Here is a 17,120-nt window from a genome sequence, read left to right on the forward strand (position 1 = left end):
GCGACGGGCGCGCGGTACGGCGGGGCGGGCGGTGGTGCGGCAGGGCGCGGCGGGGCCGCGCGGCCGGTGTGCCGGGGCGGCCCGCGTGAAGGTGGGGCCTCCGGCGCGGTCGGGCGCGCCGGAGGCGGGCGGTGTCAGGGCGCGGCGGGACCGGTGGCCACCGCGAGGGTGCCGTCGAGGTACGCCGCCCGGGTGGCGCGGCGCTGAATCTTCCCGCTGGAGGTCTTCGGGATGGTGCCGGGCCGCACCAGGACGACCTCGCGCACGGACAGTCCGTGGGCCTCCCCCACCGCGCTGCGGACCAGGTCGGTGATCTTCCCGGACTCGCCGGCGTCGTCCGGGGCGACCTCCGCGACCAGGACGGGCTGTTCGCCGTCGGCTCCGTCGGCCCCGGCGTCCACGGAGAACGCCGCGGTGCAGCCGGGGCGCAGCGCGGGGTGGGCCAGTTCGGCGGTCAGCTCCAGGTCCTGCGGGTAGTGGTTGCGGCCGTCGACGACGAGGAGGTCCTTGAGCCGGCCGGTGACGAAGAGTTCGCCGTCGCGCAGGAAGCCGAGGTCGCCGGTGCGCAGGAACCGCCCCTCGCGGCCCGGGAGCTGGGCGCGGAAGGCCTCGCGGGTGGCGAGGGCGTTGCGCCAGTAGCCCTTGGCGACGCTCGCGCCGCCCACCCAGATCTCGCCCACCTCGCCGTCGGAGAGCTCCTTGTGCCACTCGGGGTGGACGATCGCGACGGTGACGCCGGGCCCGGGCCGGCCGCAGCCGACGGCGGCCGCGTCGGCCTCGCCTGCGTTCGGGGAGCCCTCGGCCGCGGCGAGCAGCGTGGGCCCGGTGGCCACGTCGCCGCCGGTGACCATCAGGGTGGCCTCGGCGAGGCCGTAGCAGGGGTAGAGGGCCTCGCGGCGGAAGCCGGCCGGGGCGAAGGTGTCGGCGAAGCGGCGCAGCGTGGCCGCGCGGACCGGCTCGGCGCCGTTGAAGGCGACCTTCCACGAGCTGAGGTCGAGGCGGTCGAGCAGGTCGGGGCCCGCGTGCTTCAGGCACAGCTCGTAGGCGAAGTTGGGGCCGCCGCTGGTGTGCGGGCGGTAGCGGCTCACGGCGGTGAGCCAGCGGTCCGGCCGCTGCAGGAAGTGCAGGGGGGAGAAGAGGGTGGCGGTGGCGCCGAGGTACACCGTGTTCAGGACGGGGCCGATGAGCCCCATGTCGTGGTAGACCGGCAGCCAGCTGACGAACAGCTCGTTCGCGTGCTCGGCGAGCACCTCGGGGGTGTGGCCCATGCGCTCGGTGATGACCCGCTCGTTGTCGAGCAGGTTGCCGTGGGTGACCGCGACGCCGCGCGGTGCCGAGGTGGAGCCGGAGGTGTACTGGAGGAAGGCGACGGAGTCCGCGGTGAGTTCGGGTTCCCGCCAGCTCGCGGCCGCGTGGTCGGGGATGTCCTCGGTCGCGACGCGTGCGATCCCGTCGAGTTCGGGCAGGTGCTCGGCCATGCCGTCGAGCGCGGTGATCACCTCCCGGCCGCCCAAGATGACCTTGGCGTCGGCGTCGGCGACCAGGCGCTTCATCCGGGTCAGCGCGCGGTGGTTCTGCGCGCGGCCCTGCGGGGGCACCCCCGGTACGGCGATCACACCGGCCGCGAGGCAGCCGAGGTAGGCGCAGACGAACTCCAGGCCGGGCGGGTGCAGCAGCATGGCTCGGGATCCGGCCAGTCCGCGCTCCTGCAGCCAGGCGGCGACCGCGCGGGCCCGGGTGGCGAGCCGGCCGTAGGTGAGTTCCTGGATCTCTCCGTCGCAGTCACCGGTGACGAGGTGGCGGTACGCGACGCGCTCGGGACGGTTCGAGGCATGGGCGGTCAGTAGATCGACCAGGGAACGTGCCATGGGACGAGTCACACCTGTCTGAAGAGGCGGGCGCGGAAAGTGAGTTCGAGAACCCGGACCGCACGGGCGGGTCGCCGGCCGTGGCCAACCCGGCCCCCTTGCCGGGTTGTTGTGTTCGGCTCCCGCCCGGGGAGCCGCTCGCCGGAAGCTGCGCGTGATCCCCCCGCGGCGCTCCGCTACCAACGGGTAGCACCATAGCAAGTCCGTTCGGCCGAAATGCCGGACGTAGGTGAACGTCGTGTTTCCAAGGGAGTTGGACCAGCGTGCACACAGTGCATGCGATCTACGACACAGTGCGTTCGGCCGTCCGTTCCGCCCCGAATGCCGGAGAGGTGATTCCGCCCTATCGTGCTGTCATGGAGCACGCACTCAGTCCCGCAACCCTCGCCGAACTGCGGCGCCCGCGTCCCTACCCGGCGGTGTCCGTGCTGACGCCGACGCACCGCCGCGAACCCGAGAACGGCCAGGATCCGGTCCGCCTGCGCAACGTGGTGGCGGAGGCCAGGAAGCGGCTGGAATCCGATCCCGCGGTCAGCCGGGAGCGGCGCGCCGACGTCGTGGCACAGCTGGACCGCGCGCTGTCGGAGGTGGACCTCGCGCACGCCGAGGACGGCCTGGTGATCTTCGCCGCCCCGGGTGAGCACCAGGTCTGGTCGCTGTCCCGCAGCGTTCCCGAACGGGTCGTCCTGTCCGACACCTTCCTCACCCGCAACCTGGTCTCCGCGCAGGCCGCCGAACACCCGTTCTGGGTGCTGACGCTCTCCGCCGACCGCGTCACCCTGTGGAGCGGCGGTCCCGAGGGGGTGGTCGAGGCGCGCATCGGCGGCTTCCCGCTGATCCGCGTCCGGGAGAACTTCGACGCCGAGCGCCAGCAGCGCATCGGCGACCTGCCGAGCACCTTCCGCGACGAGGGCACCCGCCAGTTCCTGCGGGAGGCGGACAACGCCCTCGGCACGGTCCTGCGCGACCAGCCCCGCCGGATCTACGTCACCGGCGAGGAGGCGGCGCTGGCCCTGCTCGACGAGGTCGGCGGCGCCGCCGGGGACGCCGTCCACGTGCGGCACGGCGGCCTCGCGAACGCCGGCCCGGAGGCCGTGTGGCAGGCCATCGCGCCGGTGCGGGAGGCCGAGACGCGCAGAAGCACCGCCTCGGTGCTCCGGGAGCTGACGGCCGCGCGCGGCCGCCGGACGTACGCGGCCGGGCTGGACGAGCTGTGGCAGAGCGCCCGGGAAGGCCGCATCCGGCTGCTCGCGGTGGAGGAGAACTTCCGCGCCACGGTCCGCGACCTCGGTGAGCACCTCATACCCGCCGAACCCGGCGATCTGGACGCCCGCGACGACATCGTGGACGAGATCGTCGAGCAGTGCCTGGAGACGGGCGCCGAGGTCCGTTTCGTCCCCGACGGCGCCCTGGGCGACGCCGACGGGCTCGCGGGGGTGCTGCGCTACTGAGGCACCCTCAGGTCACCGGGTCGGACACCGCCGGGGGCGTCCCGAACGCGCCCCCGGCGTGCTCCCTCGAGCGGCGTACGCTACGGCGAGATCGTCGGCGAGAGGGAGCACGCGCGTGGGTGACCTGCTGGGTGTGGCCGTCCTGGGTGCCGGGCACATGGGGGCGGACCATGTACGGCGCCTCGACCAGGTGGTGAGCGGCGCCAGGGTGGCCGCCGTCGCCGACCCCGACGCCGACCGCGCCCGGGAGGCGGTGGCCGGGGTGGAGGGTGCCGTCGTGCACACGGACCCGGTGGCCGCACTCGACGCACCCGGCGTGTCCGCCGTGCTGATCGCCTCTCCGGGACCCGCGCACGAGGAGGCGCTGCTCGCCGCCTTCGCGCGCGGGCTGCCCGTGCTGTGCGAGAAGCCCATGGTGCCGGACTCCGCGGGCGCCCTGCGGGTGCTGGAGGCCGAGGCCCGGCTCGGCCGCCGGCTGGCGCAGATCGGCTTCATGCGCCGCTACGACGCCGAGTACCTGCGGCTGAAGGCGCTGCTGGACGGGGGCCGCCTGGGCCGTCCGCTCATGCTGCACTGCACCCATCGCAACGTGTCCTCCCCCGACCACTTCACCAGCGCGATGCTGGTCAACAGCTCCGTGTCGCACGAGATCGACGCGGCCCGCTGGCTGCTCGGGCAGGAGCTGACGGCGGTCACCGTGCTGCGTCCCGCGCCCTCGGCGGGGGCGCCGCCGGGCCTGGCCGATCCGCAGTTCGTGCTCTTCGAGACCGAAGGGGGCGCCCTGGTGGACGTGGAGGTGTTCGTCAACTGCGGCTTCGGCTACCAGGTGCGCTGCGAGGCCGTGTGCGAGGCGGGCAGCGCCCGGATCGGCGACGGGCACACCATGGTGGTCACCGCGGGGGGCGGCGCCACCGAGGAGGTGGCGCAGGACTACCTGGTCCGGTTCGCGGACGCCTACGACCGCGAGGTGCAGAGCTGGGTCGACGCCACCCGGCGCGGCCTGGTCACCGGGCCGGGCGTCTGGGACGGCTACGCGGCCTCCGTCGTCGCCGAGGCGGGGGTCCGGTCGCTGGAGAACGGCGGCCGGGTGGCCGTCGACCTGGCCCCGCGCCCGGCGTTGTACCGCTGAGCGCGCCGGCCGCCACGGTCCCGGCCGCGAACCGCGGCACGCGATGCCGGTCGAGGTCCGTGCCCATGGCTCACACCCCGCCGAACAGCGCGCTCAGTCCGCGTTCCACGACCGCTCCGACGTCCTCGAGGCCGGCCGGCACGGCGGCGTAGGTGCGCAGCAGGAAGCGGCGCAGCGCCGAGGTCGGGAACTGGAGCAGGGCGAGGCCGCACGGCGAGTGGAGTTCCAGGACCGTGCGGGTCCGGCCGTGGGGCCAGATCTGCACGTCCCCGCGTCCGGCCGGGCTCCGCAGTCCCTGGTCGAGCAGGGCGCGGGCGAAGGTCCAGGTGACCTCGTCGCCCGCCAGGGTGGCCTCGGGCGGGAAGACGACGAACACGGCCAGCGGATCGTGCGCCGTGTAGCGCAGGACGGCCGACACCGGGAGCTCCACGTCGTCGGGTGTGATGAGCCGGGCATGGGCGGGCTGCTCGATGATGAGGTCCATGCTTGTAAGGAGTCTCGGAGGACCGTTCCCAGGACGCCAATTCCGGACAGAGTTGGTGCGCGTCATGTGTTCGACGCACCATGGAACACGTGAGCGTCGAACAGGCGACTGAGCGCTACTCCGGAGCCTTCGCTCGTCGGCCAAATCCCGTACGCCGACTACGACTTGAGGCCCGGAACGCGTACACATGACAGGTGCGCGAAGCACGCCGGGAAGACTCTGGCATATGCCTGAAGCACCACCGTATCGTGTGTCGTCGAATCCCTTACAGGGCGTCGCGGGCTGTGCGACAGTCGTAGCGGTCCCCCCGTCCTCCCTGGCCGTCCCATCCCACCGGAGTGCGTCATGCCGTCCCCAGTCTCCGCGGACCGCTCAGCCGCCCAGCCGCCCGGGCGCGGCTCGGTCGAGGCGTTGATCACGCAGACCCGGCGGCTCAAGGGCGAGGTCGACGCGGTGCGGCGGGACACCCGGAGCGAAGGCTCGGACCCCGAGGAGCGCTGGCAGCGGGCCCTGTACGAGCTCGCCCTGCATCAACTCGACGACCTGGACGTCCACTTGGCGCAGTTGCGGGACGGCCCGGAGCCCGTCCGGTCCGCCGCGGCCGCCGGCCCTCCCCCCGCTCCCCCGGTGCCCGGCGCCCCGCGCGGCTCGCTGCTCAGCCGGGTCGGCAGCGCGGAGTGGAACCTGCTCACGGACGAGGCGAACTGGTCCGGCGAGCTGTACCAGATCCTGGGCCTCGATCCGGCGGGTCCGGCGCTCACCCTGGACGAACTGCCCTCCGTGGTCCTCGCCGAGGACCGGCCGAGGCTGACTGCGATGGTGACGGACTGCCTGGTCGACGGCAGACCGATCGACGGCGAGTTCCGCGTCGTACGGCCCGACGGCTCGGCGCGGACCGTGCACATGATGGGCGAGCCCGTGCTCGGCGCCGACGGCGGCACCGCCTCGATGTGGGCCGTGCTCCGCGACGTCAGCGAACTGCGCCGCCACCGGCGGGAGGTGAGCGAGACCCGTGACTCGCTCCGGCTCCACCGGCAGCAGGCACAGACCGAGCACCGGCTGGCGGTCGAGCTGCAGGAAGCCGTGCTTCCGCCATGGCGCGGCTCCCTGCGGCTCCCCCACCGGGGCACCCCGGCCCTCGACCTCGCCGCCCACTACCTGCCGGCCGCGACGAACGCCCTCGTGGGCGGCGACTGGTACGACGCGTTGGAGCTGGCGGACGGTGCGACACTGCTCAGCGTCGGCGGCCTGACGGGCCACGGGGTGGCCGTCACCTCCGGGATGGCGATGCTGCTCGGCGCCGTGCGCGGCATGGCGATGGCCGGTACGCAGCCCGGTCAACTGCTCTCCATGCTGAACCAGTTACTCGACGCCACCGTGCAACCCGCCCTCGGCAGCGCCGTCTGCTGCCGGTACCGGCCCGAGACCCGCGCCCTGACATGGGCGCGCGCGGGACACCCCGCCCCGCTGCTGTACCGCGACGGGACGGGGCGCACGCTGGACGCACCGGAGGGGGTGCTGCTCGGCGCCACCACGGGCGCCGCCTACGGGCAGGCCGAGGTGGCCCTGGAACCCGGCGACCTGCTCCTGCTGCACACCGACGGGCTGGTGTCCGGGCACGCCGGTACGACCGCTGTCGACCGCCTGCTCGACCTCGCCCCCCGCTTCGGTGCGGCGCGCGCCGCACAGGACTGCGTGCGGACGGTCGTGGAGGAGTTCGGCGGAGCCGAGCGTGAGGACGACGCCTGCGTGCTCGTCGCCAGGGTCACGGCCTGAACCGGAACCAGAACAGCGCGCCGGCCCTCAGGCCGGTGCGCCGCTGTCGCGGCCGCTCCTCGGGTTCGGCAGGGCGAGCCTGATCTCCTCCCGCAGTTCGTGGATCTTCGGATAGCCGGCGTACTCCGCGGTCAGGCGGTACATCTCCCGCAGCCGGTCCCAGGTGCGCCGGGAGGAGTTGGACCCCATCGACATCAGGGCCAGTCTCGCGTACCGGTCGGCCTGTTCCGGATCGTCGGCGATGAAGCAGGCCGAGGCCATGGACAGATGGTCGAAGATCTTCGACCGCTCCCGTCCGTCGACCCGGAGCGCCAGCGCCTTCTCCGCGTAGTACTGGGCGTGCGCGGCCGCCGCGGGGTCGAACTCCGCGAGCGTGCGGTAGGCGAGGGCCGTCATGCCGTACAGATCCTCGTCCTTGAAGGTCTGCATCCAGTCCGGCGCCTGCGCGTCCTGCCGGTCGGAGACGAAGAGGTCCTCCGCCTGGCCGAGGGTGCGGCGCATCGCCTGCCCCTTGCCCATCGACGCCTGCGCCCAGGCCTCGATGGTGTGGAACATCGCCTTCGTGCGCGGTTGCAGCTGCTCCCCCGCACCGGACTGGGCGAGCTTCATCAGGTCCAGCGCGTCGTCGGGCCGGCCCAGGTGCACCATCTGCCGGGCCGCCCGGGACAGGGCCTCACCGGCACGCGGCCGGTCACCGCCCTCGCGCGCGGCGTGGGCGGCGATGACGAAGTACTTCTGCGCCGTGGGTTCCAGGCCGACGTCGTGAGACATCCAGCCCGCGAGGACGGCCAGGTTGGCGGCGACGCCCCACAGGCGCCGCTGGAGATGGGGTGGGTGGTGGTAGGCGAGCATGCCGCCCACCTCGTTGAGCTGGCCCACGACCGCCTTGCGCTGGAGCCCGCCGCCGCGGGCCGCGTCCCAGGCGCGGAACACCTCGACCGAGCGCTCCAGTTCCTCGATCTCCTGCGACCCGATGGGGGCGGCCTCGTAGCGGTCGTACCCAGCGGGGTCGGCGTGCAGGGGGTCGTGGACGACGGGGGCGTCGGCCTTCAGTGTCGGGTCGGTGTGCAACCAGTCGTGCATGGCGCTGCTGAGTGTGGATCCCGCGGCGAGCGCGGCACCCGCGCCCACCAAGCCGCGTCGGTTGAGCATGAGGTCCATTCCCGTGAATTCGGTGAGGACCGCGGCGGTCCGTTCGGGCGCCCACGGCACGCCGTCGGGATGTTCCTCCACCCCGTCGCCCTGCCGTTTCCCCGCACGCCCGTGCCGCACCAGACCTAGGTCCTCGATGGTCACGACACGGCCGAGACGCTCGGTGAACAGAGCCGCCAGCACCCGCGGTACCGGATCGCGCGGGATCTCCCCCGTGTCGATCCAACGCCGCACCCGGGAGGTGTCGGTCGACAGCTGGGGGTGGCCCATGGCCGCCGCCTGCTTGTTGACCAGCCTCGCGAGTTCCCCTTTGGACCAGCCGGCCAGGCCGAACAGGTCCGTCAGGCGGGTGTTGGGTTGTCCGCTCACGTCAAGCCCCCAGGTTCTCGGCTGAGTTGACAGTAGACCCGTGGAGGTTGCCGGGCGACTATTCGCCAGGGTTCGCCAGGGTGCGCCAGATGGTGTGCCACGGGACATCGGGTGTCGAGTAGGAACGCGCCACCCCGACCCGGCCGCCGGCCTATGCGACGGGCACATTCCCCAGGATGTGCCCGGGCGGCCGGGGCGGGTGGGCGCACGCGAGGAGCACGCGGCTGGACATGTGTTCCGCGCACGGACTTACAGGCAGGCACCGCAGGCACACGAAGGGATCTGTATCTCCCATGTACGCAGCATCGTCCTCCGTGTCCGCTCCGCCCCGGCCCCTGCGTTCCCGCCCGGCGGGCGGCGGGCCGTACCTCGACCCGACGGCGCGGCCGGCGGCCCCCGTGCTGGGCGCGGGCCGGCTGCGGCGCGTTCCGGGCCAGGTGGGCCCCCAACCGGTCAGCGGCAGACTCGACTTGTCCGGACCCCAGGGTGCGCAGCTGCGCGCCGCGATCGCCTCGGTGCACCGGATCTGTCCGGAGTTCGCTCCGGTGCAGGTGCTGCGCCGCAGCGGGCGCTCCGTGCTGCTGGTCGGGACGACGGGACGCAGTACGGCCGTGGCGAAGTGTCTCCTGGACCCGTCGCCCGCCTGGGCGGACCGGATCCGCCACGAAATAGCGGCATACCGCTCGTTCGTCCGGCACCGGCCGCCTGTGCGGGTGCCGAGGCTGATCGCGGCGGACCCGGACAACTGCACCCTGGTGATCGAGCGCATGGCGGGCCGCGCGGCTGCGCTGCAGCGGCATCCGCTGGAGGCACCGCCCCGGCCGGACATCCGGGCCGCGCTCGGTGCGATCTGCCGGCTGAACGCGTGGCGGCCCCCGGCGGGCACCTTCGACGCACCCCTGGACTACGCGGCCCGGATCGCGCGCTACCACGAGCTGGGGCTGCTGACCGACCGGGACCTGGGCGACCTGCAGAAGCTGCTGCACGGGATCGCGCACGCGGCGGGCCGCCAGGGGATGGGCCAGTTCTGCCACGGCGACGCGCTGCTCTCGAACATCCTGCTCTCACCGGCCGGTCCAGTGCTGGTGGACTGGGAGCACGCGGGCTGGTACCTGCCGGGGTACGACCTGGCGACGCTGTGGCTGGTGCTCGGGGACGCACCGGTCGCCCGCCGCCAGATCAGCCAGATCGCCCAGTCGGCGGGCCCGGCATCGAGGGACGCCTTCCTGGTGAACCTGATGCTGCTGCTGACCCGGGAGATCCGCACCTACGAGACGGCCGTGCAGCGTTCGATGCACGATACGGCCCCGGCGGCACCGGGTACGGCCCACCCGGGTGCTGCGCCGTCCGGCGAGGAACAGCGGCTGCTGCTCAGGCGGCTGCACGACGACTGCCAGCTGGCCCGCCGGGCCGTGCGAGCGGCGGTCGGCACTCGCTGACGGGGACGACGGCTCCGCGGTGCGCCCGAGCGGCGGCGCACCGCGGACCTTCGTATGTGCGGGCACCCGCCGTTCCCGGTGTCCAGTGGTGTACTCCACTGACGCCCCGCAGGCCCGCGCGCCGCCGTGGCGAAACTCGCCGAACCCCTTTGTGACGTGGGAAATCTCCGCCCCCGGGGCATCATTGACGGATCGTCGGCAAGCCGGTACCACTGGTCCAGCTCGGCGCCGCCCCGTCCCGCCACGCCCCGCCCGTCACAGGAGGCCGCATTGCGAGGATCCGCCACCGACCCCACGACCACCCCCGGCCACAGACACCGGAGGCGGACGGCCGGCACGCTCGCCTCGGCGGCCCTGCTGCTGCCGCTGCTCGGCGCGGCCCCGGCCCAGAGCGCCCCCGAGTCCTCCGCCGGCCGGCTCCAGCAGGCCTTCGCCACGGCGTCGGCCGAGTACCACGTGCCGCAGAGTGTCCTGCTGGCCGTCTCCTACCTCCAGTCCCGCTGGGACTCGCACGCCGGCGCGCCCAGCGTGACCGGGGGCTACGGCCCGATGCACCTCACCGACGCCCGCAGCGCGCTGGCCGCGACCGAGCACTTCACCGAGGGCACGGAGGACGCCCGCGGCGACGGCGCCCGCGCGGCCCTGCGTCCCCGCGCCGACGTGCCCGCGGACCGGACGCTGCCGGCCCGGCTGCGGACGCTGGCCCGGGCGGCGCGGCTGACGGGGCGTCCGGCGGCGGAGCTGCGCACCGATCCGGCAGCGAACGTCGCCGGCGGCGCGGCCCTGCTGGCCGCCGCGCAGAAGGAGCTGGGCGAGCCGGCGAGCGCGGATCCGGCGGCCTGGTACGGCGCGGTGGCCCGCTTCTCCGGCGCGGACGACATCGCGACCGCGGCGGCGTACGCGAACGACGTGTACGACGTACTGCGCACCGGTGAGGAGCGCGTCACGGACGACGGCCAGCGGGTCGCCCTGGCCGCCCGGCCGCACCTGAGCGCCGACACCTCCCAGCTGCGGCGCGCGGGCCTGCGCACGGTCCCGGCGGACGGCACCGAGTGCCCCCGGTCGGTGTCCTGCGAGTGGATCCCGGCGCCGTACGCCCAGTTCGGGAACGACGACTACGGCAACCACGACCTCGGCGACCGCCCGGCGTCGCAGCGGATCAAGTACATCGTCATCCACGACACCGAGGGCGCCTGGGACGGCGTGCTGAACCTGATCCAGGACCCGACCTACGTGTCCTGGAACTACACGATCCGGTCGACCGACGGTCTGATCGCCCAGCACGTCAAGGCCAAGGACGTGGCCTGGCACGCGGGCAACTGGGACGTCAACGCCCGGTCCGTCGGCATCGAGCACGAGGGCTTCCTCGCCGCGCCGGACGCCTGGTACACGGAGGCGATGTACCGCTCCTCGGCCCGGCTGGTGCGCTACCTGGCCCGCACCTACGACATCCCGCTGGACCGGCAGCACATCCTGGGCCACGACAACGTGCCGGGGCCGACCGCCTCCACCATCCCCGGGATGCACACCGACCCGGGCCCATACTGGGACTGGGCGCACTACTTCCAGCTGCTGGGGCACCCCTTCCACCGCACGGGCGGCAAGGGCTCACCGCTGGTGACGATCCTGCCGGACTACGCCTCGAACCAGCCGGTGTACACCGGCTGCACCACCAAGGGCGAGCCCTGCACGGCGCACGGCTCCGGTGAGGTGCGGCTGTACACCGACCACGACGTGAACGCGCCGCTGGTCAAGGACATCGGCCTGAAGACCGACCCGACCGACGGGGTGAACGACCTCTCCTCCCGGGTCTCCACCGGCCAGCAGTACGCGGTCGCCGACCGCTGGGGCGACTGGACGGCGATCTGGTACCTCGGGCAGAAGGCCTGGTTCGAGAACCCGCGCAAGGACCCCACGGCGGTCAGGGCGTCCGGCCTGGTCGTCACCCCGAAGGACGGCGCGGCGAGCGTGCCGGTGTACGGCAGGGCGTACCCGGAGAAGGAGGCGTACCCGGCGGAGGTGCCCGCGCAGTCGGTGGTCCCGCTGCCGTACACGATCCCCGCGGGGCAGTCGTACGTCGTCGGTGACGAGATGCCGGGCGAGTACTACTACGCGGTCACCTTCACCACCGACTCGCACCGCGTGGTGGTCGGCAAGGACCTGTACTACGAGATCCAGTACGGCCACCGGGTGGCGTTCGTGCGCGCCGCGGACGTCCGCCTGGCGGGTTCCGGCCGCTGAGGGCCGGTCGTCCGTCAGCCCTGCTGGAACAGCTCCGCCGGGAGCGGCTTCAGCAGGGCGTACAGGTCGTCGGTGATGGGGCGGTCCCAGGCCGCGATGGTCACCAGGACGCCGTCGCTGCGGTCGAACTGGACGCAGGAGATCCGGCTCTCGGAGAGCTTGAGCCGGCGCACGATCAGGAGGTTGTCGCCCTGGAGCACCGGCGTGTCCTCGGTGCCCACGACGGTGACCTCCTCCTCGTTCTCCAGTGCCAGCAGCAGCTGGGCCACCTCGAAGGGGATCTCGCCCTCGGTGACGTCCCGGGCCGGTGAGCCCTCCGGGAGGTTCCCGATGATCATGGCGGGGCCGCGGCCGCCGAAGAGGTCGTACCGCAGGAAGACACCTTGGCAGGTGCCGTCGGGGGCGGGCAGCAGGCCCGCGCCGAGGTTGCCGGGCCAGTCACCCGGGTCCATGGCCAGCACGTCGAAGTCGGGTCCGGCGGGGGTGGCGCTGCGGCGGCGGAGGAACGACATGCGGCCATGGTACGTGCCCGGCGCCCGACAGGTGACGCGCGGGCGAGCCGCCCGGCGGCCCCGGTTCGCCGCCTGAGCCACGGTGGGTGAGCGCGGTACGGCGGGCCGCCGGGCGCCGTGCGGGCGAGGCCGCCGGCGGGTGCCCCGGTGCGCGGCGGGGCGCGGCAGGGCCGCCCGGGTGGCCCGGGCCGCCATGCGGGCGACCGGCGGCGGGGCGCCCCGCTCAGGTGAGGTCGAACTCCCCCTCGCGTGCGCCGGAGACGAAGGCGCCCCATTCCGCCGGGGTGAAGATCAGGGAGGGGCTTTCCGGCCGGTCGCTGTTGCGCATCGCGATGAACCCCTCGACGAAGGCGATCTGCACATCGCCCAGTCCTCGGCTGCTGGACTGCCACTCGGCACTGCTGAGGTCCAGCTGCGGCTTGTCCCAGCCCGCGAGCGGCTGCTGCTGGATGGTGCTCTCGGCCACGTCCGTGCTCCTCCCGGTTCGTCGTCCGCGGGCCAGCCTAGCGACCGCTTCCTACCGCCGACAGGCCACATGAGGAGGACTTTCGCGCGCCGCTCAGGAGTTGGGCGGCTCGGACCCCACGAGCCACATGGAGAAGAACTGCGAGCCGCCGCCGTAGGCGTGCCCGAGCACCTTCCGGGCGCCGTCCACCTGGTGTTCCCCGGCCAGTCCGCGCACCTGGAGGGCGGCCTCGGCGAAGCGGATCATGCCGGAGGCGCCGATGGGGTTGGTGGAGAGCACCCCGCCCGACATGTTGACGGGCAGGTCCCCGTCCAGCTCGGTCACCCCGGACTCGGTGAGCTTCCAGCCCTCGCCCTCCTCGGCGAAGCCCAGGTTCTCCAGCCACATGGGCTCGTACCAGGAGAACGGCACGTACATCTCGACGGCGTCGATGTCCCGGCGGGGGTCGGCGATCCCGGCCTGCCGGTAGACGTCGGCGGCGCAGTCCTTGCCTGCCTGCGGCGAGACGAAGTCCTTGCCGGCGAAGAGGGTGGGCTCGCTGCGCATGGCGCCGCCGAGCATCCAGGCCGGCGGCCGCGGGGCGCGGGCCGCCCCCGCCCGGTCGGTCAGCACCATGGCGCAGGCGCCGTCGGAGGAGGGGCAGGTCTCGGAGTAGCGGATGGGGTCCCACAGCATGGGCGACGCCTGGACCTTCTCCAGGGTGATGTCGTGCTCGTGGAGGTGCGCCCAGGGGTTCTTCAGGGCGTTGCGGCGGTCCTTGTAGGCGACGAGGGAGCCGACGGTGTCGGGGGCGCCGCTGCGCCGCATGTAGGCGCGCACGTGCGGGGCGAAGAACCCGCCGGCCCCGGCGAGCAGCGGCTGCTGGAAGGGGATGGGCAGGGACAGTCCCCACATGGCGTTGGACTCGGACTGCTTCTCGAAGGCGAGGGTCAGGACGGTGCCGTGGACACCGGCCGTGACGAGGCCCGCGGCGACGAGGGCGGTGGATCCGCCGACCGATCCGGCGGTGTGCACCCGGAGCATGGGTTTGCCGACGGCACCGAGGGCGTCGGCGAGGTACAGCTCGGGCATCATCACGCCCTCGAAGAAGTCGGGCGCCTTGCCGATGACGACGGCGTCGACGTCCGCCCAGGTCAGCTCGGCGTCGTCGAGGGCCGCGCGGGCGGCCTCGCGGACGAGTCCCGCGATCGAGACGTCCCGGCGGGCGGCCACGTGCTTGGTCTGGCCGACTCCTACGACGGCCACGGGCTCCTTGCTCATCGTGGATCCCCTTCGAGTACGGCGACCAGGTTCTGCTGCAGGCAGGGTCCGGAGGTGGCGTGGGCGAGGGCGCGGTCGGACTCGCCGCGGTGGATGCGGGCGGCGGCCTCGCCGACGCGGATGAGCCCGGCGGCCATGACCGGGTTGGCGGCGAGGGCGCCGCCGGAGGGGTTGACGCGGACGTCGTCGCCGAGCCGCAGGGCCTTGCGCAGCACGATCTCCTGTGAGCTGAAGGGGGCGTGCAACTCGGCTGTGTCGACTGGCCGTTCGAAGGCGCCTGCCTTCTCGGCCGCCAGGCGGGCGGAGGGCGAGTCGGTCAGGTCGCGCACGCCCAGGGAGTGGGCCTCGATGCGGTGGTCGACGCCCCGGATCCAGGCGGGCCGCTCGCACAGCTCCCGGGCCCGGTCCCCGGCGGCCAGGATCACGGCGGCGGCGCCGTCGCCGACGGGCGGGCAGTCGCCGGTCCGCAGCGGGCGTACGACGTGGTCGTCGTGCGGCAGCGGGCCGGTGCGCTGCGCGTGCGGGTTGGCGGCCGCGTCGGCCCGGCTGCGGGCGCCGACGGCGGCGAGGGCGGCCTCGTCGGTGTCCCCGGCGTCGATGAGCGCCTGTGCCTGGAGGGCGGCCAGCGCCACGGCGTCGGGCCAGAGCGGGGCGACGTAGTAGGGGTCGAGCTGCCGGGTGAGGACGTCGCGCACCGAGCCGGGCGAGCACTTGCCGTAGGAGTAGACGAGGGCCGTGTCGGCGTCCCCGGTGAGCAGCTTGGTCCATGCCTCGTACAGGGCCCAGGCGCCGTCCATCTCGACGTGGGACTCGGAGACGGGCGGCCAGGCGCCGACGCCGTCGAGGGCGAGGGTGAAGGAGAAGGCGCGTCCGGCGAGGTAGTCGCTGGAGCCGGAGCAGATGAAGCCGATGTCGGCGGTGCGCAGCCCGGTCCGCCCCAGCACCTCGTGCAGCACCGGCATGAGCAGTTCGACCTCGGAGGACTCCTCGGTGGAGCGCCTGTGGTCGCTCTGGGCGAAGGCGACGACCGCGATCTGCCTGGTCACAGCAGCTCCTTGTAGGTGTCGTAGGCGGCGTCGGGTTCGCCGGTGGGCCGGTAGTGGTCGGGGTGGCGCACTCCCGGCGTCCACACCGGCTCGACACGCAGCCCCATGCGCACCTGGTCGTAGGGGATGCCGCCGATGCGGGCGTGCAGGGCGAGGTCGGCGCCGTCGAGGGCGATGTGGGCGTAGACGTAGGGCACCTCGATGTCGAGGTTCTTCGCCTTGATGTTGACGATGCAGAACGTGGTGACGGTGCCGCGGGGGCCCGCCTCGACCTGTTCGGAGGTGGCGACGCCGCAGGTGGGGCACGCGCCCCGGGGCGGGACGTAGACCTTGCGGCAGGCGGGGCAGCGCTCGCCGACGGTCCGCCGTTCGCCGAGGGCGGCGAGGTAGGCGGACTGGGCGCGGCCGGGCGAGTAGGTGTAGTCGAGGCGGGCGGGGGCGACGATGCCGGTGAGCGGGTCGGCGAACTCGCCGGTGTGGCCGCCGGGTTCCACGGGTGGGCCGTCGTACGGCTCGAAGCAGGCGATGTCGGTGATGGCTCCGGTGCGTTCGGCGGCCCAGCGGACGCGTACCCGCATGCCGGTGCGCACGGCTTCGGGGCCGGGGGCGTCGAGGGCGTGCAGGAGGGCGGTGTCGGCGCCGTCGAGCCGGACCAGGACCCAGGCGAAGGGGGTGGTGAGGGGCTGGGCGCGGCGGGGTTCGTGGTTCCAGGCCCAGGTGGTGACCGTGCCGGTGGGCGCGACCTCGACCAGGTCGCGGAGCTCGTCGGCGGTGACGGGGTCGTACTCGACGGGCGGGACGAGGGTGCGGCCGTCGGTGGTCCGTACGCCGAGGACGACGCGCTCGCGCAGTCCGGTGAGGAAGGCGCTCTGGACGGGGCCGAGGGAGCGGGTGAAGGGGAACTCGACGACGAGCGGGGCTTTGAGGACTTCGGGCATGCCTGGGCTCCTTCGGTGGGTCAGGCGCGCTTGTAGACGGGGGGCCGCTTCTCGGCGAAGGCGCGGGCGCCCTCCTTGGCGTCGGCGGTGCCGAACACGGGCCATCCGCGGTCGAGTTCGGCGGCGAGTCCGTCGGTCTCGGTCATCTCGGCGGTCTCGTAGACCGATGCCTTGACGGCCTCCACGGCGAGCGGCCCGCAGGCGTTGATCCGCTCGGCGGTCTCCAGCGCGGCGGCGAGGGCCGTCCCGTCCGGGACCACGCGTCCGATCAGCCCGATCGCCGCTGCCTCCGGGGCGCTGTAGGGCCGTCCGGTGAGCAGCATCTCCAGGGCGTGGGTGCGCGGGATCTGGCGCGGGAGCCGGACGGTCGAACCGCCGATGGGGAACAGGCCGCGGCGGACCTCGAAGAGGCCGAAGGTGGCGGACTCGCCCGCGACCCGGATGTCGGTGCCCTGGAGGATCTCCGTGCCGCCCGCCACGCAGGGGCCCTCGACGGCGGCGATGACCGGCTTGCGGGGGCGGTGGTGGCGCAGCATGGCCTTCCAGTGCAGGTCGGGGTCGGCCTTGAGGCGGTCGCGGTACTCCTCGCCGGCCATTCCCCCGCCCGCGAGGGCCTTGAGGTCCATGCCCGCGCAGAACGCGCCGCCGGCGCCGGTCAGCACGATCGAGCGGACGCCGTCGTCGGCGTCGGCGTCGAGCCAGCCGTCGTGGAGGCCGACGAGCATCGGGAGCGAAAGCGCGTTCCTGGCTTCGGGCCGGTTGAGCGTGAGCACCAGTGTGGCGCCCTCACGCCGCACGGTGAGGTGTTCGGTCCCACCCATCTGCCCATCTCCCCTCGGTAAGAACGAGAACAGGTTGCAGTAGGCGGGGAGGCACTTCAAGGGAACTCCGACCATTTTCTGACAGGCAGTCAGATTTTCCGGTGCGGGCCCTTCCCACTTGTGGCGCCCTTTGCTCTGATGACCGGCGAACCGGTGGATCGCCAGGCC

Annotated in this window: 14 protein-coding genes; 5 read left to right on the forward strand and 9 right to left on the reverse strand. The window is 73.4% G+C overall.

Annotated elements, in window-relative coordinates:
* Positions 1 to 134 precede the first annotated feature (134 nt).
* Positions 135 to 1,868, reverse strand: a complete 1,734-nt coding sequence (locus B446_RS04575; RefSeq protein WP_020938243.1) for a fatty acyl-AMP ligase — start codon at positions 1,866 to 1,868, stop codon at positions 135 to 137.
* A gap of 356 nt (positions 1,869 to 2,224) precedes the next feature.
* Here B446_RS04575 and B446_RS04580 point away from each other — a divergent pair, with 356 nt between their 5' ends.
* Positions 2,225 to 3,319 carry a hypothetical protein gene (locus B446_RS04580; protein WP_020938244.1) on the forward strand — a complete coding sequence of 365 codons (1,095 nt, stop codon included), beginning with the start codon at positions 2,225 to 2,227 and terminating at the stop codon, positions 3,317 to 3,319.
* A gap of 115 nt (positions 3,320 to 3,434) precedes the next feature.
* On the forward strand, positions 3,435 to 4,448 hold the full coding sequence (locus B446_RS04585) for a Gfo/Idh/MocA family protein (protein ID WP_020938245.1): 1,014 nt from the start codon (positions 3,435 to 3,437) through the stop codon (positions 4,446 to 4,448).
* A 70-nt stretch (positions 4,449 to 4,518) separates the two neighbouring features.
* On the opposite strand, the gene B446_RS04590 is transcribed toward B446_RS04585, so the two are convergent.
* Complete coding sequence (locus B446_RS04590) at positions 4,519 to 4,932, reverse strand: SsgA family sporulation/cell division regulator (protein ID WP_020938246.1); 414 nt, start codon at positions 4,930 to 4,932, stop codon at positions 4,519 to 4,521.
* A 345-nt stretch (positions 4,933 to 5,277) separates the two neighbouring features.
* On the opposite strand from B446_RS04590, the gene B446_RS04595 reads away from it, so the two are divergent.
* Positions 5,278 to 6,708, forward strand: a complete 1,431-nt coding sequence (locus tag B446_RS04595; RefSeq protein ID WP_020938247.1) for a PP2C family protein-serine/threonine phosphatase — start codon at positions 5,278 to 5,280, stop codon at positions 6,706 to 6,708.
* 27 nt (positions 6,709 to 6,735) lie between these two features.
* On the opposite strand, the gene B446_RS04600 is transcribed toward B446_RS04595, so the two are convergent.
* On the reverse strand, positions 6,736 to 8,229 hold the full coding sequence (locus B446_RS04600) for a hypothetical protein (protein WP_020938248.1): 1,494 nt from the start codon (positions 8,227 to 8,229) through the stop codon (positions 6,736 to 6,738).
* A gap of 293 nt (positions 8,230 to 8,522) precedes the next feature.
* Between B446_RS04600 and B446_RS04605 the strand changes: the two genes are divergently transcribed.
* Both B446_RS04605 and B446_RS04610 read left to right on the forward strand, forming a co-directional pair.
* Positions 8,523 to 9,668, forward strand: coding sequence for an aminoglycoside phosphotransferase family protein (locus B446_RS04605; RefSeq protein WP_020938249.1), 1,146 nt, complete (start codon positions 8,523 to 8,525; stop codon positions 9,666 to 9,668).
* A gap of 270 nt (positions 9,669 to 9,938) precedes the next feature.
* On the forward strand, positions 9,939 to 11,909 hold the full coding sequence (locus B446_RS04610; RefSeq protein WP_020938250.1) for an N-acetylmuramoyl-L-alanine amidase: 1,971 nt from the start codon (positions 9,939 to 9,941) through the stop codon (positions 11,907 to 11,909).
* 14 nt (positions 11,910 to 11,923) lie between these two features.
* Here B446_RS04610 and B446_RS04615 read toward each other — a convergent pair whose 3' ends face one another.
* From B446_RS04615 to B446_RS04640, 6 genes are all read right to left on the reverse strand, one after another.
* Positions 11,924 to 12,421: a hypothetical protein gene (locus B446_RS04615; protein ID WP_020938251.1), complete on the reverse strand. Its 498-nt coding sequence runs from the start codon at positions 12,419 to 12,421 to the stop codon at positions 11,924 to 11,926.
* 223 nt (positions 12,422 to 12,644) lie between these two features.
* Positions 12,645 to 12,887 carry a DUF397 domain-containing protein gene (locus B446_RS04620; RefSeq protein ID WP_020938252.1) on the reverse strand — a complete coding sequence of 81 codons (243 nt, stop codon included), beginning with the start codon at positions 12,885 to 12,887 and terminating at the stop codon, positions 12,645 to 12,647.
* Between the two features lie 93 nt (positions 12,888 to 12,980).
* Positions 12,981 to 14,147 carry a thiolase domain-containing protein gene (locus tag B446_RS04625; protein ID WP_020938253.1) on the reverse strand — a complete coding sequence of 389 codons (1,167 nt, stop codon included), beginning with the start codon at positions 14,145 to 14,147 and terminating at the stop codon, positions 12,981 to 12,983.
* Positions 14,144 to 15,193, reverse strand: a complete 1,050-nt coding sequence (locus B446_RS04630; protein WP_020938254.1) for a thiolase domain-containing protein — start codon at positions 15,191 to 15,193, stop codon at positions 14,144 to 14,146. Before B446_RS04630 ends, B446_RS04625 begins: the two co-directional genes overlap by 4 nt.
* Positions 15,190 to 16,131: a Zn-ribbon domain-containing OB-fold protein gene (locus B446_RS04635; RefSeq protein ID WP_020938255.1), complete on the reverse strand. Its 942-nt coding sequence runs from the start codon at positions 16,129 to 16,131 to the stop codon at positions 15,190 to 15,192. Before B446_RS04635 ends, B446_RS04630 begins: the two co-directional genes overlap by 4 nt.
* Positions 16,132 to 16,151: 20 nt before the next feature.
* Positions 16,152 to 16,952: a crotonase/enoyl-CoA hydratase family protein gene (locus B446_RS04640; protein ID WP_020938256.1), complete on the reverse strand. Its 801-nt coding sequence runs from the start codon at positions 16,950 to 16,952 to the stop codon at positions 16,152 to 16,154.
* Positions 16,953 to 17,120 lie beyond the last annotated feature (168 nt).

The organism is Streptomyces collinus Tu 365, assembly GCF_000444875.1.
GTDB classification, from domain to species: domain Bacteria; phylum Actinomycetota; class Actinomycetes; order Streptomycetales; family Streptomycetaceae; genus Streptomyces; species Streptomyces collinus_A.